Source organism: Flavobacterium frigoritolerans (assembly GCF_025847275.1).
In the GTDB taxonomy this organism is placed as follows: domain Bacteria; phylum Bacteroidota; class Bacteroidia; order Flavobacteriales; family Flavobacteriaceae; genus Flavobacterium; species Flavobacterium frigoritolerans.
Genome location: NZ_JAOZEV010000008.1, coordinates 158,571 through 177,001 on the forward strand (window position 1 = coordinate 158,571; position 18,431 = coordinate 177,001).

The 18,431-nt window shown below is 30.9% G+C and carries 7 protein-coding genes; all 7 read right to left on the bottom strand.

Annotated features, from left to right (window positions below; genetic code table 11):
- Positions 1 to 213 precede the first annotated feature (213 nt).
- Entirely contained in the window at positions 214 to 7,143 is a 6,930-nt protein-coding gene (locus OIU80_RS12115; RefSeq protein ID WP_264287265.1) for an AAA domain-containing protein, read from the bottom strand.
- An 11-nt stretch (positions 7,144 to 7,154) separates the two neighbouring features.
- The gene (locus OIU80_RS12120; protein ID WP_264287266.1) at positions 7,155 to 10,811 is read right to left on the bottom strand and encodes an ATP-dependent RecD-like DNA helicase; all 3,657 of its coding nucleotides are present in this window, start codon (positions 10,809 to 10,811) and stop codon (positions 7,155 to 7,157) included.
- A 122-nt stretch (positions 10,812 to 10,933) separates the two neighbouring features.
- Positions 10,934 to 11,164 (bottom strand): hypothetical protein, encoded by a 231-nt coding sequence (locus OIU80_RS12125; RefSeq protein WP_264287267.1) that lies wholly within the window; start codon positions 11,162 to 11,164, stop codon positions 10,934 to 10,936.
- A 148-nt stretch (positions 11,165 to 11,312) separates the two neighbouring features.
- Positions 11,313 to 12,788 (bottom strand): ComEC/Rec2 family competence protein, encoded by a 1,476-nt coding sequence (locus OIU80_RS12130; RefSeq protein ID WP_264287268.1) that lies wholly within the window; start codon positions 12,786 to 12,788, stop codon positions 11,313 to 11,315.
- 9 nt (positions 12,789 to 12,797) lie between these two features.
- Positions 12,798 to 13,553, bottom strand: a complete 756-nt coding sequence (locus OIU80_RS12135; RefSeq protein ID WP_264287269.1) for a hypothetical protein — start codon at positions 13,551 to 13,553, stop codon at positions 12,798 to 12,800.
- A 1-nt stretch (position 13,554) separates the two neighbouring features.
- Positions 13,555 to 13,947 carry a hypothetical protein gene (locus OIU80_RS12140; RefSeq protein WP_264287270.1) on the bottom strand — a complete coding sequence of 131 codons (393 nt, stop codon included), beginning with the start codon at positions 13,945 to 13,947 and terminating at the stop codon, positions 13,555 to 13,557.
- Positions 13,944 to 18,431: an Eco57I restriction-modification methylase domain-containing protein gene (locus tag OIU80_RS12145; protein WP_264287271.1), complete on the bottom strand. Its 4,488-nt coding sequence runs from the start codon at positions 18,429 to 18,431 to the stop codon at positions 13,944 to 13,946. The genes OIU80_RS12140 and OIU80_RS12145 overlap by 4 nt, the downstream gene beginning before the upstream one ends.

Here is an 18,431-nt window from a genome sequence, read left to right on the forward strand (position 1 = left end):
TCTGTAAATGTAGAAAAAAAAATCGAGAAATAGCTGGGGAATTTCAAGAAAATGGGAATTTGATTCTTATAGTGTGGGAAAAAATGTGTGTTTCGTTATTGATTCGTATTGGTTTACTTTTATAACTTCTTCCAAAAAAGAAATGCCAATAAACTTTGGAAAAACATACATAATGGGCTCGTATGTATAATAGCTCATATTTTTAAATTCCATTTATCCATTCAATTTTCTTAACTGAATATCAATAGCATTTTCATTGGCTTTAATAAAATACTTCATTTCTACTTGACCGAATACGTTAATGTTATCGTGCCCTGTTATATAACTATTTTTTCTAATAAAGTCTTTTTCATGAAAAATGATTTTTTCAAATTCTGATGATTGTCTAATAATTGGAATTTCAAAATTTCTGCTATATGATGATGTAATTTTATTAATATAATAATTGTCTTTAATAGCATTAAAAGGATGAAGAATTATTAGATAATCTCTAGCTCTACTGATGGCAACATTGTAAATGTATTCTTTAGAAAGTAAACACTTTTTATGTCCTGAATATTTATAGTTATTTGGATTTGAAATAAAAAATACTATGTCACACTCATCTCCTTGAAATCCGTGAACTGTGTCTGAGTAAATTTTAATTTTTTCAGAAATACCAAAAGAAGTAATTAATTTATTTAACAAAATTGCTTGGGCTTTATATGGTGCGATTAAACCAATAGACCAATCCTCTTTTTCAATTAAAAGGGAATCAAAATGTTTAATTAATTCTGTGACAAAAATTGCACTATAGATGTGGTATGAACTGTATAATAGTTTATTGATACTATATATAGAATTGTCAACGTCTAAAGGAATATCAATGAAAGTTACATTATTATTGATTATTTTTTTGAAAGTCTCAGGTAGTAATTTAGCATTATTATTGTTTTCTTCTCTATCGTGTTTTAATAAATTACTATAGGCTAAATCACTAAATAATTGTCCGATTTTACCGATACTTCTATACTGTCTATCAAGATTTAAAATTTTATCATTAGGTCTTAAAATTTGCTCACAACTTTTAAAACTATCGATATTCATCATTGTGTATATATTTTCATCCTGAATATCTAATTCTTCTAAGTCTTTATCGTTTACGTCAACTACTGGAGGGATTTGTTTTGGGTCACCAGCAATAATGAATTTTGCATTTGGATTAAACTTATAAATTGCCATAATTGCAAAAACTAAATATGGTAAATTTGTCATAGAAGCCTCATCAAATACAACATAATCCCAGTAATCATGTAATTTAAAAAGTTTGATATTGCAATCTTCATCTTCGTCGATTATTTCAAAATAAGGGATACGATGTATAGTTGACGCCAAAATATTAGTATATTCCAATTGTCTCATATTCAAAGAATCTTGATAAATATCCTCATCTAAATTTTCAAGTACTGGATCTGTAGGCTTACCAACTCTAGAAATTGTAATTGATTTGACAAGGCTATCTAACTCTTTTAGCTTTGAGTTGATTGTATCTGATGGATTATTTGAACGTATCAAAAGTTTTTTACATAATACGTCAGCCGCTTTATTCGTGGGTGTAAGAATTAGATATTTTGCATCGCTTTTTTCTTTTATGCCATCAATAATTCTGCTACAAAGAGTTGTGGTTTTTCCAGTTCCAGGAGGGCCATATATAAACTCTAAACTAGGAAGAGCATCATTAATATCATTCCATTCATCTATATTTTTTCTATTAATGAATGCTTTGTATAATCGTTCTAGTAAATCAATCACAGGAGAGTAACTTATTTTTACCTGTATTACGTCATTGAAAGATTCAATGATGGATTGAGAAATTGGCTCTCTACAAAAGATCAATAAATCCTGTCCTCTTTTGGAAATACCTTCGACAATAATTTTTTCATTTTTACGATTTTTAATAACTAATGTTATTTTGAAATCTTCAAAGTCTTCAATATTTAATGGTATTAACGAACTTGCTCCACATAGTAGAAAATACTTATTAGATAATTCAAAATCAATTATGTATCTTTTTATTTCTTGAAAAGTAATTGTTTTTTGAGTGATTGTACTTTGCTTACTTTCAAATGTTAATAAAAATTTCAAGTATGCTTCAAACCAAGTGTATGAGTAATCTACATTTAATTTGATACTATCTATTAATTCTTTACGTTCTTGTTTTAAATTTTCCTCTTTAAAAGCTGATTCCAGTGCTTCTAAATGCGAACTTTTGACTTCATTCTTGCCGGCAGAATTTAATGCATTATAGATGCTTGTTAACATTATATTTTTTTTGTTAACCAACTCATCTAAAGTTTCGGATAATTTTTTATCAACTTCACGAATAGCTATACTTAATTCCTCCAATGAAGTATTTTTATTGTAAAATATTTCTTGAAAACTTTCAGTATTGTCATTAACATGGAACAAACCTTCTGAAACTCTGCCAATTATTGTTGATTCATCATTTATCATAATTGACAAGTCATATTGTAAATCATTTTCTCTGAAAAGTTTTATATTATTTTCTGCTTTCCAGCTATGATAAAAAGGTTCGTCGTGTTCAGATATATTATTACTTGGAACAAATGTTTTTTCAAACTGTAATACATCACAATTTTCTGCAATACTTGAATCCAGGAGTGGGGAATGTTTTAAAATATTATATTCATTGTATAATAGGCATAAATTATTTTCATTTGCTGCTTTTAGCTTGCAATGCAGGATTTCATTAATTAAATAAACTATTTCCTCCTTGGATTTTAAAACTTTAAACGAAGTTGCTGTATTGTAAACTACAACAGGATACTGTTCTACTTCTTTACTAATTAAGTGATTTATTATTTCATCAATTAGTAATAATTGTGAACAATGTTTTTCTTCATTATAAATGACTGGTTTGTTATTTAAATTTTTAAAATCTCCAGCCAAACCATTAATAGTATTTAAAAGGAGAGAATTGTTAAATTTTTTTATCTCGATTTCACTAGAATAATCTTTTGCATCACACAAAAGAAATTTTCTGATTTTTTGAATAAAACTTTCATTTGTATTTAATCCAATTGCTTTTAAAAACTCTTCCTTATTTTTGTCATTTTGATACCAGCCAATATAATCAGCTGGTAATAATTCTTCTTCTATCTGAATACCATTTAAAACAAATTGATTTGGCGAAATAGTTAAAAAATCATCCCAAGTTTCTTTTGGTTTATTTTCTCTGATTGTAGAAACAAGATTTTTCCATCCTTGATGTAAATAATTCATTTTTTCATTAATTGATTCAGTACTTTCCAATATACCTGAATTACATCCTTTAACAAATAAGAAACGTGGAGCTATTATATCATCTTCATTTTTTCCATAACTAAAAACTTCCAAATCACTAAGTTGTAATAAGGATTGCAAATTATAATAGCTTTCATTTATAACATAAGTAGGATTTACAAAGTTTGAATTTTCATCGTTATAAATGATTATCTGCTTTTCTAACTTGTACCAAGTTCCATTTTGAGACTTTAAAGTGTAATTCTTGAATTCTTCCTTTTTAAATTTATCGGATAATAAAACAAAAAGCAATTGATGTGCATTTTCTAACTGTTCGTCATTCAAATTTGCATTGAACTTATCAACCAAATCATTTGTGATACCTGTATTAGAAACTTTAAATAGTTTATCAGCTGTTTTTTGGGTAACTAAATCTCTTTTCTTCGCTTCATCATGAAATTCTTGAATTAACTTGATGTTTTCGGCATTTTCAAGATTTAATATTTGGGATTGCGATAAAATAATTTTCTTTTCTCCTCTCACTACTTCAATAGAATCGTGTGCACTATCAATATTTCCAATTAGTATCTCATCTTCCCCTTTATTGATTATTATTTTTTTATGAATTGTATTTAATTCTTCCGGTGTAATATCACCTTCAACTACTTCCTTTAAAATTTTAAGATATAATTCATTTGATCTTTCTTCTTTCCAAGTTGCATCAAGTTTCGCATAATTTAATAATTCAAGTAGAGCTTTTTTATCTTCAAAGCGTTCAGCCACTACTATTTCAACTAGATCTAATTCTTGTTTATTATCATCTTCGGAAAATCTATCAATTAAATGTTCTACAAGTTTACTGTCTGATAATTCGACTTTACTTTTATAAAAATTTAAAGTATCAGGAATTAAAACATATTCGCTAGGATGGTAAGAATCAATGTATTTTACAATTGCAGATTTAGAAGTGGCAATTTGCTTTTTACCTGAAGATGAATCTATGGAGTAAACATCATTAATTGAAATGATACAATTACTACTAAAGAAATCAATGTTACATATTTTTGATAATAACAATAAGTCATTAAGATGATGTAAAGTTGTAGTCTTATCTTCTATTAATGGGTCTATTGTTGTAGATGTAAAAGAAAAAGGAGGTTCATTTAAATACGGTACTAAAGGCTTATCTGGAATATGCACCTCAAAATAAGTAAATGCCGTGTTCTGGATACTTTTATATACCTCATCTGAAAGTGTTAATAGCTCTTTGTTATAAAATATTTCGTCTGATTCAATTACATCAGCCTGGTAAATAATTAGGTTTTGATGTTCTAATAGGTTTTGATGTTTTTCCGCCCAAGTACTTTTCGTATAAACACTTACGATATCATCTAATATCTCTTTTTCCTTTGATGGATTTGCGGTAATATAATTGGCAATTTGCCTCCAAAATGGAAATACGATGAATTGATAAATATCTTCCGTTTTATCTAAAAGGTACTTTTTGTAATCTGTATTATTTTCAGTACTATTAATGCAAAATTTATTAAGCCAAGCAACTGTTGAACTTGAATATAAATTTTTAAAACAAACCGGTAAATTACTGTTGTTGTTAAACAATTTTAGTTCCCCAATTCTTTCTCCAGGATTATCATTTAAAGTTCTGAAAGCTTCGAAAATCCTATTTTTTTCTGTTTTGTTAAGTGAATTTAGCTTTTCATCTTCTATTACCTGACTAAATAGTTTTGTAAGGATACTATAGCTTCTTACTTGAGAATCGTTAGCAAAAAGACTAAAGTATTTAGGATTGAAACTGTAATCATCAAAATTTAGGGTTGTATATTTTAAATTCAACTTTTGAAGTAAGTCTTTTATGTCGTTAAGTTTATTAAAAACAATAAAGTAACCATTCTTTTCTTTTTCCTGAAACTCATTGATGGTTAGAATTTCATTATTATTAAAATTTAAGAGCTTTGTGTTAAATAAGTTCTTTTTAAAAGTAGGCTCTTTTACAACATCAGTATCTAGTAAGCTTATTTCAATGAGTATATTCTGTATTTTTTTAATATCACTGTTTAACCAGTTATTGAGATAATCACTAATGGTTTCGTTTGCTGAAAAAAGATTGTAAATGGTAAATTCTTTTACACCCAATTTTAAACCAGCATTTAATTGAATACTATTTTCCGCATCATCACCCCAGTAAAACCAATTTACATTCTCTAATTTCCAGACTACGGAATCTATTTCAATTTTTGTCTTTTTTATGAATACTTCTTCATAATTATTGGTAATTTCAAAATCGTCATTATTTAATGATTTACGAACAGGTATATATTTCTTAAGTAATTCATCAATTGGATCAATATATGGCACTTCAATCCAAATTCTGTCTTGATTTGAACTTTTGCTAGAAGTTAGTAAAGCAGCATAAAAATTTAGAAATAGTTTTCTATCACTTAACATTGTTGACGATGAAAGTTCTTGGAATATTATGTCAATTTTAGCAACTATAGTTTTTAAAAGACGTTCATTAATACCATCTTCTTTACTGCTGCCTTTGTGTAAAAATGTACGTGAACTACCTTTATAAAAGGCATTGGAGTGTAGTATATAATTGAAATTATGTACTTCCTCTGAAAGGGGAAAGTATAAATATAGGTTCGGAGCACCTTTAAAATAATCTTTTATTTCATTGTGTTTTCTAAAGCCAAATAAAGCTTCAATATCAGCTTCATCTGCAATTTTCTTTTTTTGCTCGGGTATTAAATCATCGTATTTATCAACTCCAAAACGGATGTAAGCATAGGTATCTATCTCTGCTTTTTTGTCGACCGAAAGTTTAATGTATTCTAAATCAGGATAGGTTATAGGCTCTTCTTTATTTAACTGTACGGTGTGTAGAATTTTTTCTTTTTTGATTTCACTATCCGTAGTTTCTTTTAAAATGGCCAGGGCAAATTTCACACCTTCTTTTAAGTTATTTTCGGCTAGTTCTGTTTCTTTTCCAGATCCTAATTTGATAAAAAATAAAGAACCCTCATTGTATGTTTCTTGGTTAAGTATGCTTTGGTTGTTTTTTACCCAACGTGATAATACTTCGTATTCTTTTTTGCTAAATGGTGTTTTTGTTGCTTGAATACCATTTGCCATTTTAGGTAATTCCACCACATGATCATTCTCAGGTAAGCAAGGAAAGCACGTTATTAGTATTTTGAATAACCAAGGATTATTGTCATCTAAATTTATATATCCATCTTTGCTAGTTGAAATAACAATATCACTAGGTAAAGGACTGCTCCCATTAGCAAGGTTTTGTATTTCGTAGTTATTCCAACTAAATAATAATGGACCTGAATTTTCATTTATTAACTCTTGTAAACCGTTGTCTTTACCTACCAAGCGATGAGCTAATTTGAAACCAATACCAAATTTACCAATAGTTTGGCTATCGGCTGTTTTTGTAGAAGAACCAACATTTAGAATAGAGCGCACACTGTTTAAATCGAACATTTTGCCATTGTTGGCAACTAATAAGTAATGGTTGTTATCAATTGGATCTTCACCCCAAACCATAGTGTAATGAGTACTACCTGCATCTACAGCATTTTGTAGAAACTCGTAAACAGCCTGTCCGTCTTTAGCCATATCTAAAAAACTTTGTAAAAAGTTTTCAATACCAGCTTCTGCTTTTCCATAACCTTCTTTGTCTCCATGATAAATTTCGAACCAACCAAATTTCTTCTTATTAGTTTCTTTATCCAATAAAAAATTTCCAATAAAGTTTTCATCTCTTGTAGGGAGATCACGAATTTCATTTTTATAAAAACTTCTATATTTTTGAATATTTTTAATGTTCATAGTAAACTTGGTTATAATAAATTTTGGATTTTGTCAATAACTCTTTCAATTTCTTTAGAGTCAATGCCGCCTTTTTCGCTTTCCGTAGTAATGAATAGATTTTCATTCAAATGATAGCCATTGTCTTCGTAGAATTGTTTTTTCTTTTCCCAGTCCGCTTTGTAACTTGGTACAGACAACATACCTAAATGTTCCAAAATGATTATATCACCTGCAGCATCTATAAAAGTGAAATCTGGAATTCTTTTTTGGCCTTTTTTACCTATAAGTTCTCTTTCATACTCAAAAAGTAATTCTCTGTATTCCAATTCATTTGAAATGATTACTTCTGATTTACTTCTGACCAATAAACCTTCTTTTTTTGTTTTATGAATCAAGCCTTCAACGTAGGGTATATGTAATTTTGATTCCCTGACAGAAGGTCTGAACATATGTGTATTCCTTTTTGAGGTTTCTGAATGTTGGGGTTTTGAAAGGTTGATTATCCAGTGCGGACTGTCGCCTTCTATTAATAGAATTAATTTTCGTTTTGCCCTAGTTAATGCCGTATAAATTAATTCTCTAGAGATTATTCTTCCAGTTTTAGGAATAACCAGAAAAACATATTCAAAATCACTTCCTTGACTTTTGTGTACCGTTATAGTATAAGCCAATTCAATATTGGATTCATCAGTTTCTGTTTGTCCTTGTGATCTATAACCAAAAGTTACGGCTTCTTCAATTCCTGCAAAGGCGACATTAGCATATCCCTTATTTGTGTCTTTTACTACCCCTAATTGTCCATTCGAAATTTGGTGTTTTTGATTGCCTGGATTTGCATCCTTCCTCTCATTTTTTGTTTGAATTACTTTATCGTATTGACCAATTTTATAATCTCCAATTTTAGCAGCGCTTTTTAGGTCTTTTCTAAATTGACTTTGAATAATTTGATTGAGATTAAAAGTACCCCAAAAAGGCGACTTAACAGGAGTCAGAATTTGAAAAGCTTCAATTTTTGATGTATCTATTTTATCGCCATTAATACCCAAAAAATTATTGAGTGTAACGGAATCATTTTCATCTTTTAATCCTAGAACCTCAACCAAAGTTTGGTTTATTTTATTGTATAATTCTTTTTCATTTTGCCAGTTTTCTACTCTTAAGTCATTCATGCTATCATTGTCGCCTAATTTGGAAAAAACAGAATCGGCATTTTTACTGGGTTTTAATCCAGAGTACCAAGACGCCAATGTAAGACAATCAGAGTTTTCTCCTTGCACTGTTCTCACCACTTCTTTTAATCTAGCCAATGATTGTTTAGCATCTTTATCTTCATCGCTACTTTCAATAGATTCAATATAATTGCATAAATCTGCAAATGGTCTACCGGCACCAATAGGAGGAAGCTGGTATGGATCACCCACTAGAATTATTCTTTTGATATGTGCTAAATCAAATGCCTGCAAAAGTCCGTATAAATCTTCTTCTGTTAGCATTGAACATTCATCAATAATTACATTTTGTTCGCCTTTATATTTCTCTGAACCCGTAAATTTAATTTTCATTCTCTCCCAATCAAACCTATTTTGTTTGGTCAAAAATTGTGCAATTGTTAAAGCTTCTGCATTTGCCATCTTTCCTAATTTCACTCTCGCTTTTCCCGTTGGAGCCAATAATAATATTCCCTCTTTCATCAATTCTTTACTTCCGAATAAGGCTCCTAGCACCGTTGTTTTTCCTGTTCCTGCAGGTCCATGAAGTACCGATAATTTTCTACTTGTTACTTGCTCTAAAGCGGTTACTTGATCTTCTAAAGCAGCTAAATGTCTGTTATCATTAGGATTAAAATCAATTTCGCTTTTTTGAATTACTTTTTTGATTAGATTTCCCCAGTCTTCTGTTAACGGATCTAATTGCCTTTTACTTCGTGCCAATAATATTTTCCTAAGATAGCTTTCAATTTCGGCATATATTTTTAATTGCAACGCTTCAATTTCTTCTGTATTGAAATGTTCTATTTTTAATTTGATAAAATCTAAACTACTCTTTATGTAATTTGTAGGTATAACAGTTGTCCGCTGCAGATTTAATAAATTTAAGCGTTCTGTTATTTCACTAACTGAAACAAGAGTATCTCCATTTGTGGCGGCTACTTTTAGAATGCTAGAAATTAAAGCTCTTATCCTCCTGTTGTCAAGTGGGGATTCTACCAATTGAGGTTTTGGAGGGCTGTTTTCTCCTTGAATAGAAAAATCTTCAAAAAGACCGTTATCAATGGTTTCTACCGCTATTGGGTAGTGATCTGCATCACCCAGATCTTCTTCGGCAATGATATATGGGTTTTCAAGAATTTCTTTGTCAGTTACTGTAATACCCATTCTGTTTCTTAAGATAGGATCAAACCAATTCTTGATTTGTTTTTCACTTAATTCAAAACGAGACAATAACTGCAACAAGTTCAAACGATCTTGCGTTTCAGTTGCCCAAATGTCCTTGAAATGAACAAATTCTTTACTGTATGGTTTGCCAAAAAATGTTGTATTTCCAAAAATAAGATCTTCCCAATTGTCCCAAGGATTGTCTTTTACATCTAGTTTATTTTCGTTTCTTAAATCTGATTCCAAGGAATGCGCATATTGAAATCCTAGAGCAATCAAGGCATTGGCAAAAGACGGGAATGGCCCCATATTTTCTTTTACTTTCCCGATTTGTTTGTCGATCCAAATCAAGTTTTCTGTCCAATGACCTTTTACAATTCCATGTTCCCTGATGCGCTCAACTGTGGCTCTTAGTTTTGATAATACAATCAACATCGTACTATCATTTACCCAGGCACTACCATAAGCGAATTCTTCAATTATTTCTTGTCTGCTACCAGTATCCTGAAGTGTGAGTTTGATCTCATCCAGTAAATCCTGTTTTGTTTTATTACCTTCTTTGGTTTTGTGTAAATAATCATCCGGTAAGTCTAAATATTCTTGGTATGGGATAAGCACTCCTTCACTTTGTGGTTCGTTTGGATTTATACCGTGAGTTATTAATCTGTCCCAAAGCGGAAAAGTATGATTCTCTTTGGTTTCATATTCCAGAGTTGAAGATTTTTTCTTAATTACTCCTATACCGGCAATTAATCTGCGTAAGTCTTCATCAATTGGATTAGCCCCTTTGACATAGTAAATTGCGAGAGAATGGTTTTCTTTTATCGGGTCAAAAAATTTTTGAAGTACAGCATTTTGGGCTTTTGCAGTGTATAGCCAAGACGAAGTAAATGGTGGGTTTTCATCATAAGGCAAATCAGGATATGATTCTCGCAACTCCTTTTGATTGTTTTTTAACATCCACCAAAAAGGAACAGCAAAGCTACTAAAAGGGGGTATTGTAAACGTAGTAGGTTTTAATGCAGAATGTGGTATTTCTTTTCCATTTGGTCGACTATATGGATGATTGAAAGTACGTTTGTATGCCATCGTATTCATAAAGGCACCACCTTCGGCTTTGCAAGGTGGCAAAAATGTGTCTTGAATTTCGTTCCAAAGTTTACCTGCATTTTGCTCTTCAACTGTATCATTTTTTTCGGATAGGATACGTGGTAAATGTTTGCAATAGGTGTTTTGAGCTGGATGGTTGCATACTGTTCCGTTCCATTTGTTATCGTGCCAAGCTATGCGTATTGATAAATGTTTGTTCATTATAGTATGTTTTTATCTTCGTTCTTAAACCTATTATTCTATGTCAAAAGTTTCCAATTCTCAAGCAATTTCCTCAATAGTTATCCCATCCTCTAAAAATTTGTAATTACCCGGTGGTAAGTTTATGGGATCACCTGCTTGGTAGTAGTCCTCATCCCATTCATTCGGTTCCTCTCCCGACTCTTCTTTATTTTGATGAGCTTGTATTGGGTTTCTTCGCGGTTGACCTGACCTTTACAATCATCATCTATTTCAAAAGTATCTCCAGGTTGTACTTCAATGACATCCATATCGTATCCTTGTTGAAATAATACAGCGTCGCCATCATATTCATCGTCTTCTGAAAAATCCATTGAATTTCTAGTGGATTCATAACTTGGGGTAATTAAAATTTCTAGTGTATTTATATTTTTCAGTTTAGTTTATTGTAGTTTTTTTAATTGGCTTATTTTGTTGATTCAATTTTTTTAGATGAAATTCTATAGAATTCTCTTAGCATTATTAATTTATATATCCTCTTATGATAAACTCAAATTCTAACCCTGTAAACTCATTTACAGGGATCAAATTATTTGAATGTCCGGTTGCAGTAATATCTGATATTAGCTGTGGAGATGGATGCCTCCATTTACCACCCCATGTTTTAATTACTCCATAATTTATGAATGTAATTGTATAATGAGGTATTTTAGATAATAATGTAACATTAGCATTATTACATGAGCCATGATGTGGTACTTGGAATAACCAAAAATTCTTCCAATAGTTTTTATATTTATTATAAAAAGCAATAACGTCAACTTCACGTAGTAAGAATGAATCTGAAGTTAGTAATACATTTGGGTATTCTTCAAATCTATGGTACGGATTGTGAAAACTTCTTAAACTGTGATGGTGTAAAACTGATGTTTTAACTTTTGAAAAAGCATTTAAACCTTCAATTTTTTGAATTCTTATAACATCATTTTCAAAAGATAAATGACTATTTGATATTTTACTTAAATAGTGATAAAATGAATGTTTATTTCTATGTAATAAGCATAAAGCTGAAGTATTAAGGTCTTCAATCTTAGTGTTTTTAAAAGCACTGAAATTTAGATCTTCTTTAGCTTTAATAAATATTTTTATAATTTCTGTCGCTGTTCTAATGGTTTTTATTATATCTGTTATTTCACCAATAGTTGGATTTTCTGGGTCTCCAAATTTACTTTCGAATTTTTCTATAAATAATTTATAAACCGCATCATAAAATTCTTTTTCATCATTCCCAATTTGTTTCTTATAAAATAAAAATTCCATAATTGGAATGACTCCTATTTTTAAAGTAGGTCTATTTGCATCAGTTGTTTTTTTTGCTTTTTCAATATTTGTGGCTTTCAGCTCATCTATATCTTCACTTTCTAGAGTTGATAAATCTTTTCCAAAATCAAGAGTTAATTTGTCTTCTTTTAATTCTTCTGAAAAATTTTCATTTTCTAATTCATCATCTATAAGAAAAGGTTTATCTGGACCAGAATTTATGAATACAATTTCCCCTTCACTATCATCTAAATATGTTGATAATGTATTTATTGGGTCTAGAAGTAAGTTCAAAGTAAAAAAAGATAAAGGCTCCGTCCCAATTGAACCACTTTGTTCAATCCAACGTAAGACTAATAAAAATCTTTCATTGAAATTTAAAAAAGGGGCGATTATTTTTTTTACTTTTCTGTTTTCTAGTAATTTATATATGTGATTAACATGATCTTCGTCAAAATGAGAGATGACCAATAAGTCTAAAATATCATTTTCAGGAAAAAACACACTATGGTATTCCTCAATTTCATCAGCACAGTTAACTTTGTTCATACTGCCACAATCAAAAATGAATTTATATTCTTGAACTGGATTATTTGGCAGCTGGATATTTATTTGCCCCGAATAAAATAATCCTTGACCTACAGGATGAATTTTAAATTTTTGTTGGAATAATGTCATAATTTATTTTTAATTATCTTCAGTATCATCATAACCCATTTGTTTTTTGTAAAAATGAAACCCAATCGTTTGTGGTTTTGAAAAATGCGTATTTATTATATTTTCACTTTGGTTTTTGAAATTTTCAGGTAAAACAAAATTGGCATCAACTGTTAATTTTGCAATTATGCTTTCAACAGGTATTGCTTCTCTTGAAAAAACAACTTTATGATCAGTGTATAATTGTTCCATTATTTCCATTGAAGGTCTAATTACATAAATAACTCCTTGAGCATTACTTATGTCATTGCATTCATTATCAATATGTTCAATTCTTTCAAGTCTTCTAATTAATTCAATAGGATTTTCATTTAGTAATAAATTAATCAACGCCCTGATTCTATTTAATGCATTTTTTATTTTACCAACAATTTGTCCGCCTTTTGAACTTCCTGAAGCAAATTTTAATGCAGGATAACCTGAGATAGTAAAACTAATATCATGTGAAGAAGCAAGATAATGTTCAATAGCTCCAGCATGATTGAAATTGAATTGGAAATCATTTGGCATATAATCCGAAGGCTCACCTAAATCTGCCAATAAATTTATTATTTCTCGCAATCCTTCAATAGGAAAAGGTAAATGATTTATTCTGAAACCATTGTTTTCAATATCATCTGAATAAATTGTTGAGGTTCCATGATAAATTAGTCCAAAATTATTATAAATGTGATGAGGAAATAAATCTAAATTTTCAAAATTTGGATTCCATACATATTCTTCCATCTTAGATCTTTTTAATTTTAACTCCACTCAACCTCTTACCACCATATTTAAAAGTGAATAAAAAGTCCTCATCAGTCGATTTTTCTATTATGAATGGCCAAACTCTTAAAACCGACATCCCTAATTCAAAGAAGTCTAATTTAGTTTTTGGTAATTTGCAGGCTACAATTCGATAACCGCTTTCGTAGTGTTTTAGAGTACTAACTGATAATCCTTTTTTCTCCTTGTCTGTCATGAGAAAGATTGAAGTTTTTAAATCAATTTCAGCTTCATCAAGGTTTTGCCATTTGATTATTTCATACTTCTCGACTTTTTGTAATTCGTGCAAATCATAAAGTATAGCCGTAATTTTTGGTGAAAAGTTGGGATGGATGTATATTTTTAAACTACTCATGAGCAATAATTTAATGCCGCTTCAATTTCTTCTCTACTTAGGCTGTAGTTTTCCATTAGCTCGGTTATTGAATCCTCGTCATCATAAAATCCCATAATCATTTCTACTTCTAAATCATGATGTTTAATGAATGACGGCTTACCTCCTGCAAATTTTGGATCAATAATAATTTCTCCGTTTCCAGTATGTGGCATGATACGCATGGCAATGTCATTTTCAAAAATAATATCTTTAAAGAATTGCTTAATAATCTCTAAATTATATTGACCAGTCCCATCTAAAGTAACTGTTCCGTGAGGGAATTGAAATAGAATAGAATTACCAGCTACTTTTAAATCATCTTTGACATTATTGGTAGCAAACGGGTAATAATCTTTTCCAGATTTAGCTTTTAAATCCGTTCTTGCTTTTACAATGTTTTTTATTGTAAACCCACTATCTAGTAATGTCCCAATAACAACCAATTCAATTAGACCATGGAAACTAATTCTACGATTTTCAATATCTGTCTTGGCAGTTCCATCTAAACCTTCATAATCTACTTCGGATAATTTTTTGAACCATCGACGTATTTTATCCACTGGTTGTTTGATGATACTAGCTGCATCCATTATTGAATAAATTCCTTCATTCAAACTAAACTCTTTCATACCTATATTGTTTTCAATATCGAATAATGATACTTGATTTATTTCCTTTTGTTCTATTGTAATAACTTTTGTGGCAACCTTTTTCTCCTTCTTAATCAGTTTCTTTTTATCCCACAAACCAGCAGCTATTTCCTCTGTGTGGATTTTATGGTTGAGAAGTAATAATCTCTTCAAAACTTCTTTACGAGATTCTGGATTGATAGAGTAACGCACACGGTCATTTTCTGGCAAGTAATCTACTTCATGAAAATCATGCTGCAAAGTAATATCTTGCCAACCGTACGCTTCTAAAACTGCTTCGTCCAAATTTTTGTGTAGAATGCGTAGCTTTATAATTTTTAAAAGTGCTTCTTCAAAGGCTATAGTACTTTGTGTTTTTTCTAGATACTTTTGTAAAGAAATAACTTGTTTGTCTTTTACATCTATACTTGTAGTTTGAATGGCTTTGCAATGAAACAGATTATAGGTCTTGGTCAGCCCTAATTGCAATTCCAACATTAACTGCTTACGGAATTCATGAAATGATTCACCTGACAGTGTTAATTTTTTTTCAATTTCAGATGGTATATCTTTTGGAAATGGAAAAGTCTCAAATGCATCAGTTACTGAATATCTCCTATCATTTTTGAGTTTTGAGCTAAATCTCCATGACCAATCTTCATGATATGATGATTGAAGGATACTATATTTATGAAATAATTCATCACTAAATACGACCATTGCATCACTGAAAACATAATTTTTATTTTCTAAAAAAGCAAAACCATGAGTACTTGTTGCTCTTGTTAAAACTAATACTTTCTTATTTTTGGCTATTGTTTTGTAAAGTTCTTCTCTTATTCTCCAATATTTCCACCATGGAGCACTCGACACTTCAATTGATTTTTTTTGTCTTTCAGGCTTAACTAGTTTTTCTACAATTTCTAAAACTTTTGGATACTTTTTTTTCACTTCGACTAATTCAGAATCGAAGAAATTAATAATTTTTTTTTGACTTATGTGATTTGGAATATTGTTAAAATCAAATCCATTAACATAATCATATATGACTTTTTTGTTTTCTACATTATCTGAAATAAGAGCCTTATATACTGTGGTATCTATAAGGAAACCATCACCAGTGATACTAGATCCCATGAAGGCTTTCTTTTCATTCTGTTTTAATTGATTTGGAGTTGTGACAAAAGCATCCTTTGTTAGATATGAAGTAATAAAATTTACAGATTCATTTCCCAACAATTTTCCCTTTTGCCATTCACCTTTGACTAAGGAGTAAAGAGTTACAATGACATTTGCTTTACCAGGCCATACAACTCCTTTATTGGCATAAACAATGGCTCCTTTATTTGCAAGAATTACATCAAGTCCTCCTTCTCTTGTGTCTCCTTCAGCTATTGTATTAGTGGTAATAATAGAATGAAAACCATTAACACGTTGAATATCAAAAATTCTTCTAATAAAATATCCCACCAAATCACATCTTCCAGATGCAGATATATAATTAGAAACACAATAATTGAAAAAATAATTACCATTGAAAGTACTAATTTTAGTACCTCCTAAATAAGGAGGGTTTCCTAATATACAATCAAATCCTCCTTTTTGAAATACGGCAGGAAATTCAAGAAACCAATGAAAAAATCGTTTGTCTAAACTTGTAGCCATTGCTGCCCCACGGTCTATAATTTGAGTTTCTGTTTTCAGATAACTCATGTATTGACTGTGAGTGGTTAGTTTTTCTTTATTGTTTTCCGTTTTCGGGATAAAGAATTGTGCTACCTGTAAATCAGCAATTTGTTTCAGTCGAAACCATTTTTTGCCTTGGGTTAAGTCTTGGTACGCTTTTTCTTTTTTGGCAATTTGCTCTGGAGTGTTTTCAGGTAGTTGTGTAAATAATACGAACTCTTTTTGTAATCCTTTTAAATCGTCATCAACATTGGCTACATTATACGTACTTAACTGGTCTTTTGTTTTACGCTCTAAATCGTTACGTTTTTTAAAGGCTGTGGCTATTTTTTTATCATCGCCAGGTAAGGTTTTAAAAGCTTCACTGGCAATACCGTTTTCCAGTTCTTCAAAATGAGCTAACCCTACTATGGCATTCCCACACTTGATGTGGTGGTCTAAAAAGTTCATGGGTTGTCCTGGTTCGTGAGCTTCTAACCACAATGCTACTTTACAAAGTTCTACCGCCAAGGGGTTCAAATCTACACCATAGATGCAGTTTTTAATAACATCTCGGATGGCAATTCGTAACACCGATGGAGTTGGTTGATCTTCTTTAGAACGGTATTTTGCCAATTCAAAACCTACACGTCGTGCTGCTGACAATAAAATGTGTCCACTACCACAAGCCACATCGCAAATGCTTAACGATAATAAACCAGCTTCTGGGTTCGCTTCTTTGAGTTTATCGGCAATAAGATAATCTAACGAATTTACAATTAATGGTTTTACTAATTCTTCAGGGGTGTAGTGCGAACCACTCGAAGAACGTTCATCTCCTTTTATAAAATTGAATTGGTGATTGGTGATAGCAGGTGCATATTCTAGTAAGCCTTCGTAAACAGAACCAAACTCTTCAACATCCAAATCGGCATAATTCACACGAACTAGTTGTTTGTTTTCGTTTTCAAATGTTACTAAATAGCGTAATACTTTCAATAAGATTTCGTTGTTGACCAATTGATCTTGCAAACCACCCAAAGCATTAGGTGTAAATAAGCCAGAACCCAAAGCTGATATGCCTAATTTAGCTCCATTTTCTGAATGTTCAAATAAATGGTAAGTAGTCAACAATGATTGCCATAAATCGGTTTTTCTGGGGTCGATATATACTTTTTTCTCTACCAAATAAGTTAAGCGTTGGACACTGTAAAATTTATAATAAATATCTCTTTTTCTATTGAGTTCAGCATCTCTTTTTTCAGGATAGATGAGTTTGCGTTCTTCAATTACTAACAAGAATAATATTCTATAAACCGAACGCAATACATGTAAATAGTATTGGTGTGGTGTTATTTTATTATCATCAATTTCTTGACGTAAGGCTTCATTGTTTGGGTTTTCTAATATTCCGTTTGCCAATAATAAAATTGATTGTTCTACGGCTTGGCTTAATCGTTCTCTTATTCTAGAGCCTGATGACAAAGCTTCCTGATGGTACCATTCTAAAATGCTTTCGGCATTCTCTTCTTTTTTGTTAGCAATTCTGGAACCATGCAAGGTTCTGTATAGTAAAGCGAACTCTACATATAAACCTTCTTCCATCATTTGCTCTAGATTGAATTCAATGTAACTCAATCGGCTTAATCTAGTGGCATCGCGTAATACTCTCAACATGGCGCCATTGGAAGTAAAACCATATAAATGCTCTGTATTGTTGAGGTATTCTTGTATTAAAGCATGAGGAGATAAACGAGCTCCACCAATATCAGCTTTTTTATCTAAGGATTGTTGAATACCGACAATGTGAATGGGAAAGCCGTCTTTATTATTGGCTCTGTGGCTTACCGCATATGATTTATCGTTAACAATTTCAGCATTTGACTGGCTGACATCATATCCTAAAATTTGAAATAATGGCAACATCCAATATCTTCGGGTTTCGGTTGTTCCTGTGTCAGTTAATGATAAAGATTCTCTTTTTTGTCTGAATGCGTTCCAGTGGCTAATAGCCAAACTCCACGCCAAATTGATTTCGTCACGAACGGAATCCCCTTGATTCAGATTGAAGTCTTTGGCCACTTGAAAGCGTGTGTCTTCCTTGCGAATTTTTTCGAGAATTTCGCTGGTAAAAATATTTCCTTGTATGGATATGGAACTGTAGTTCAT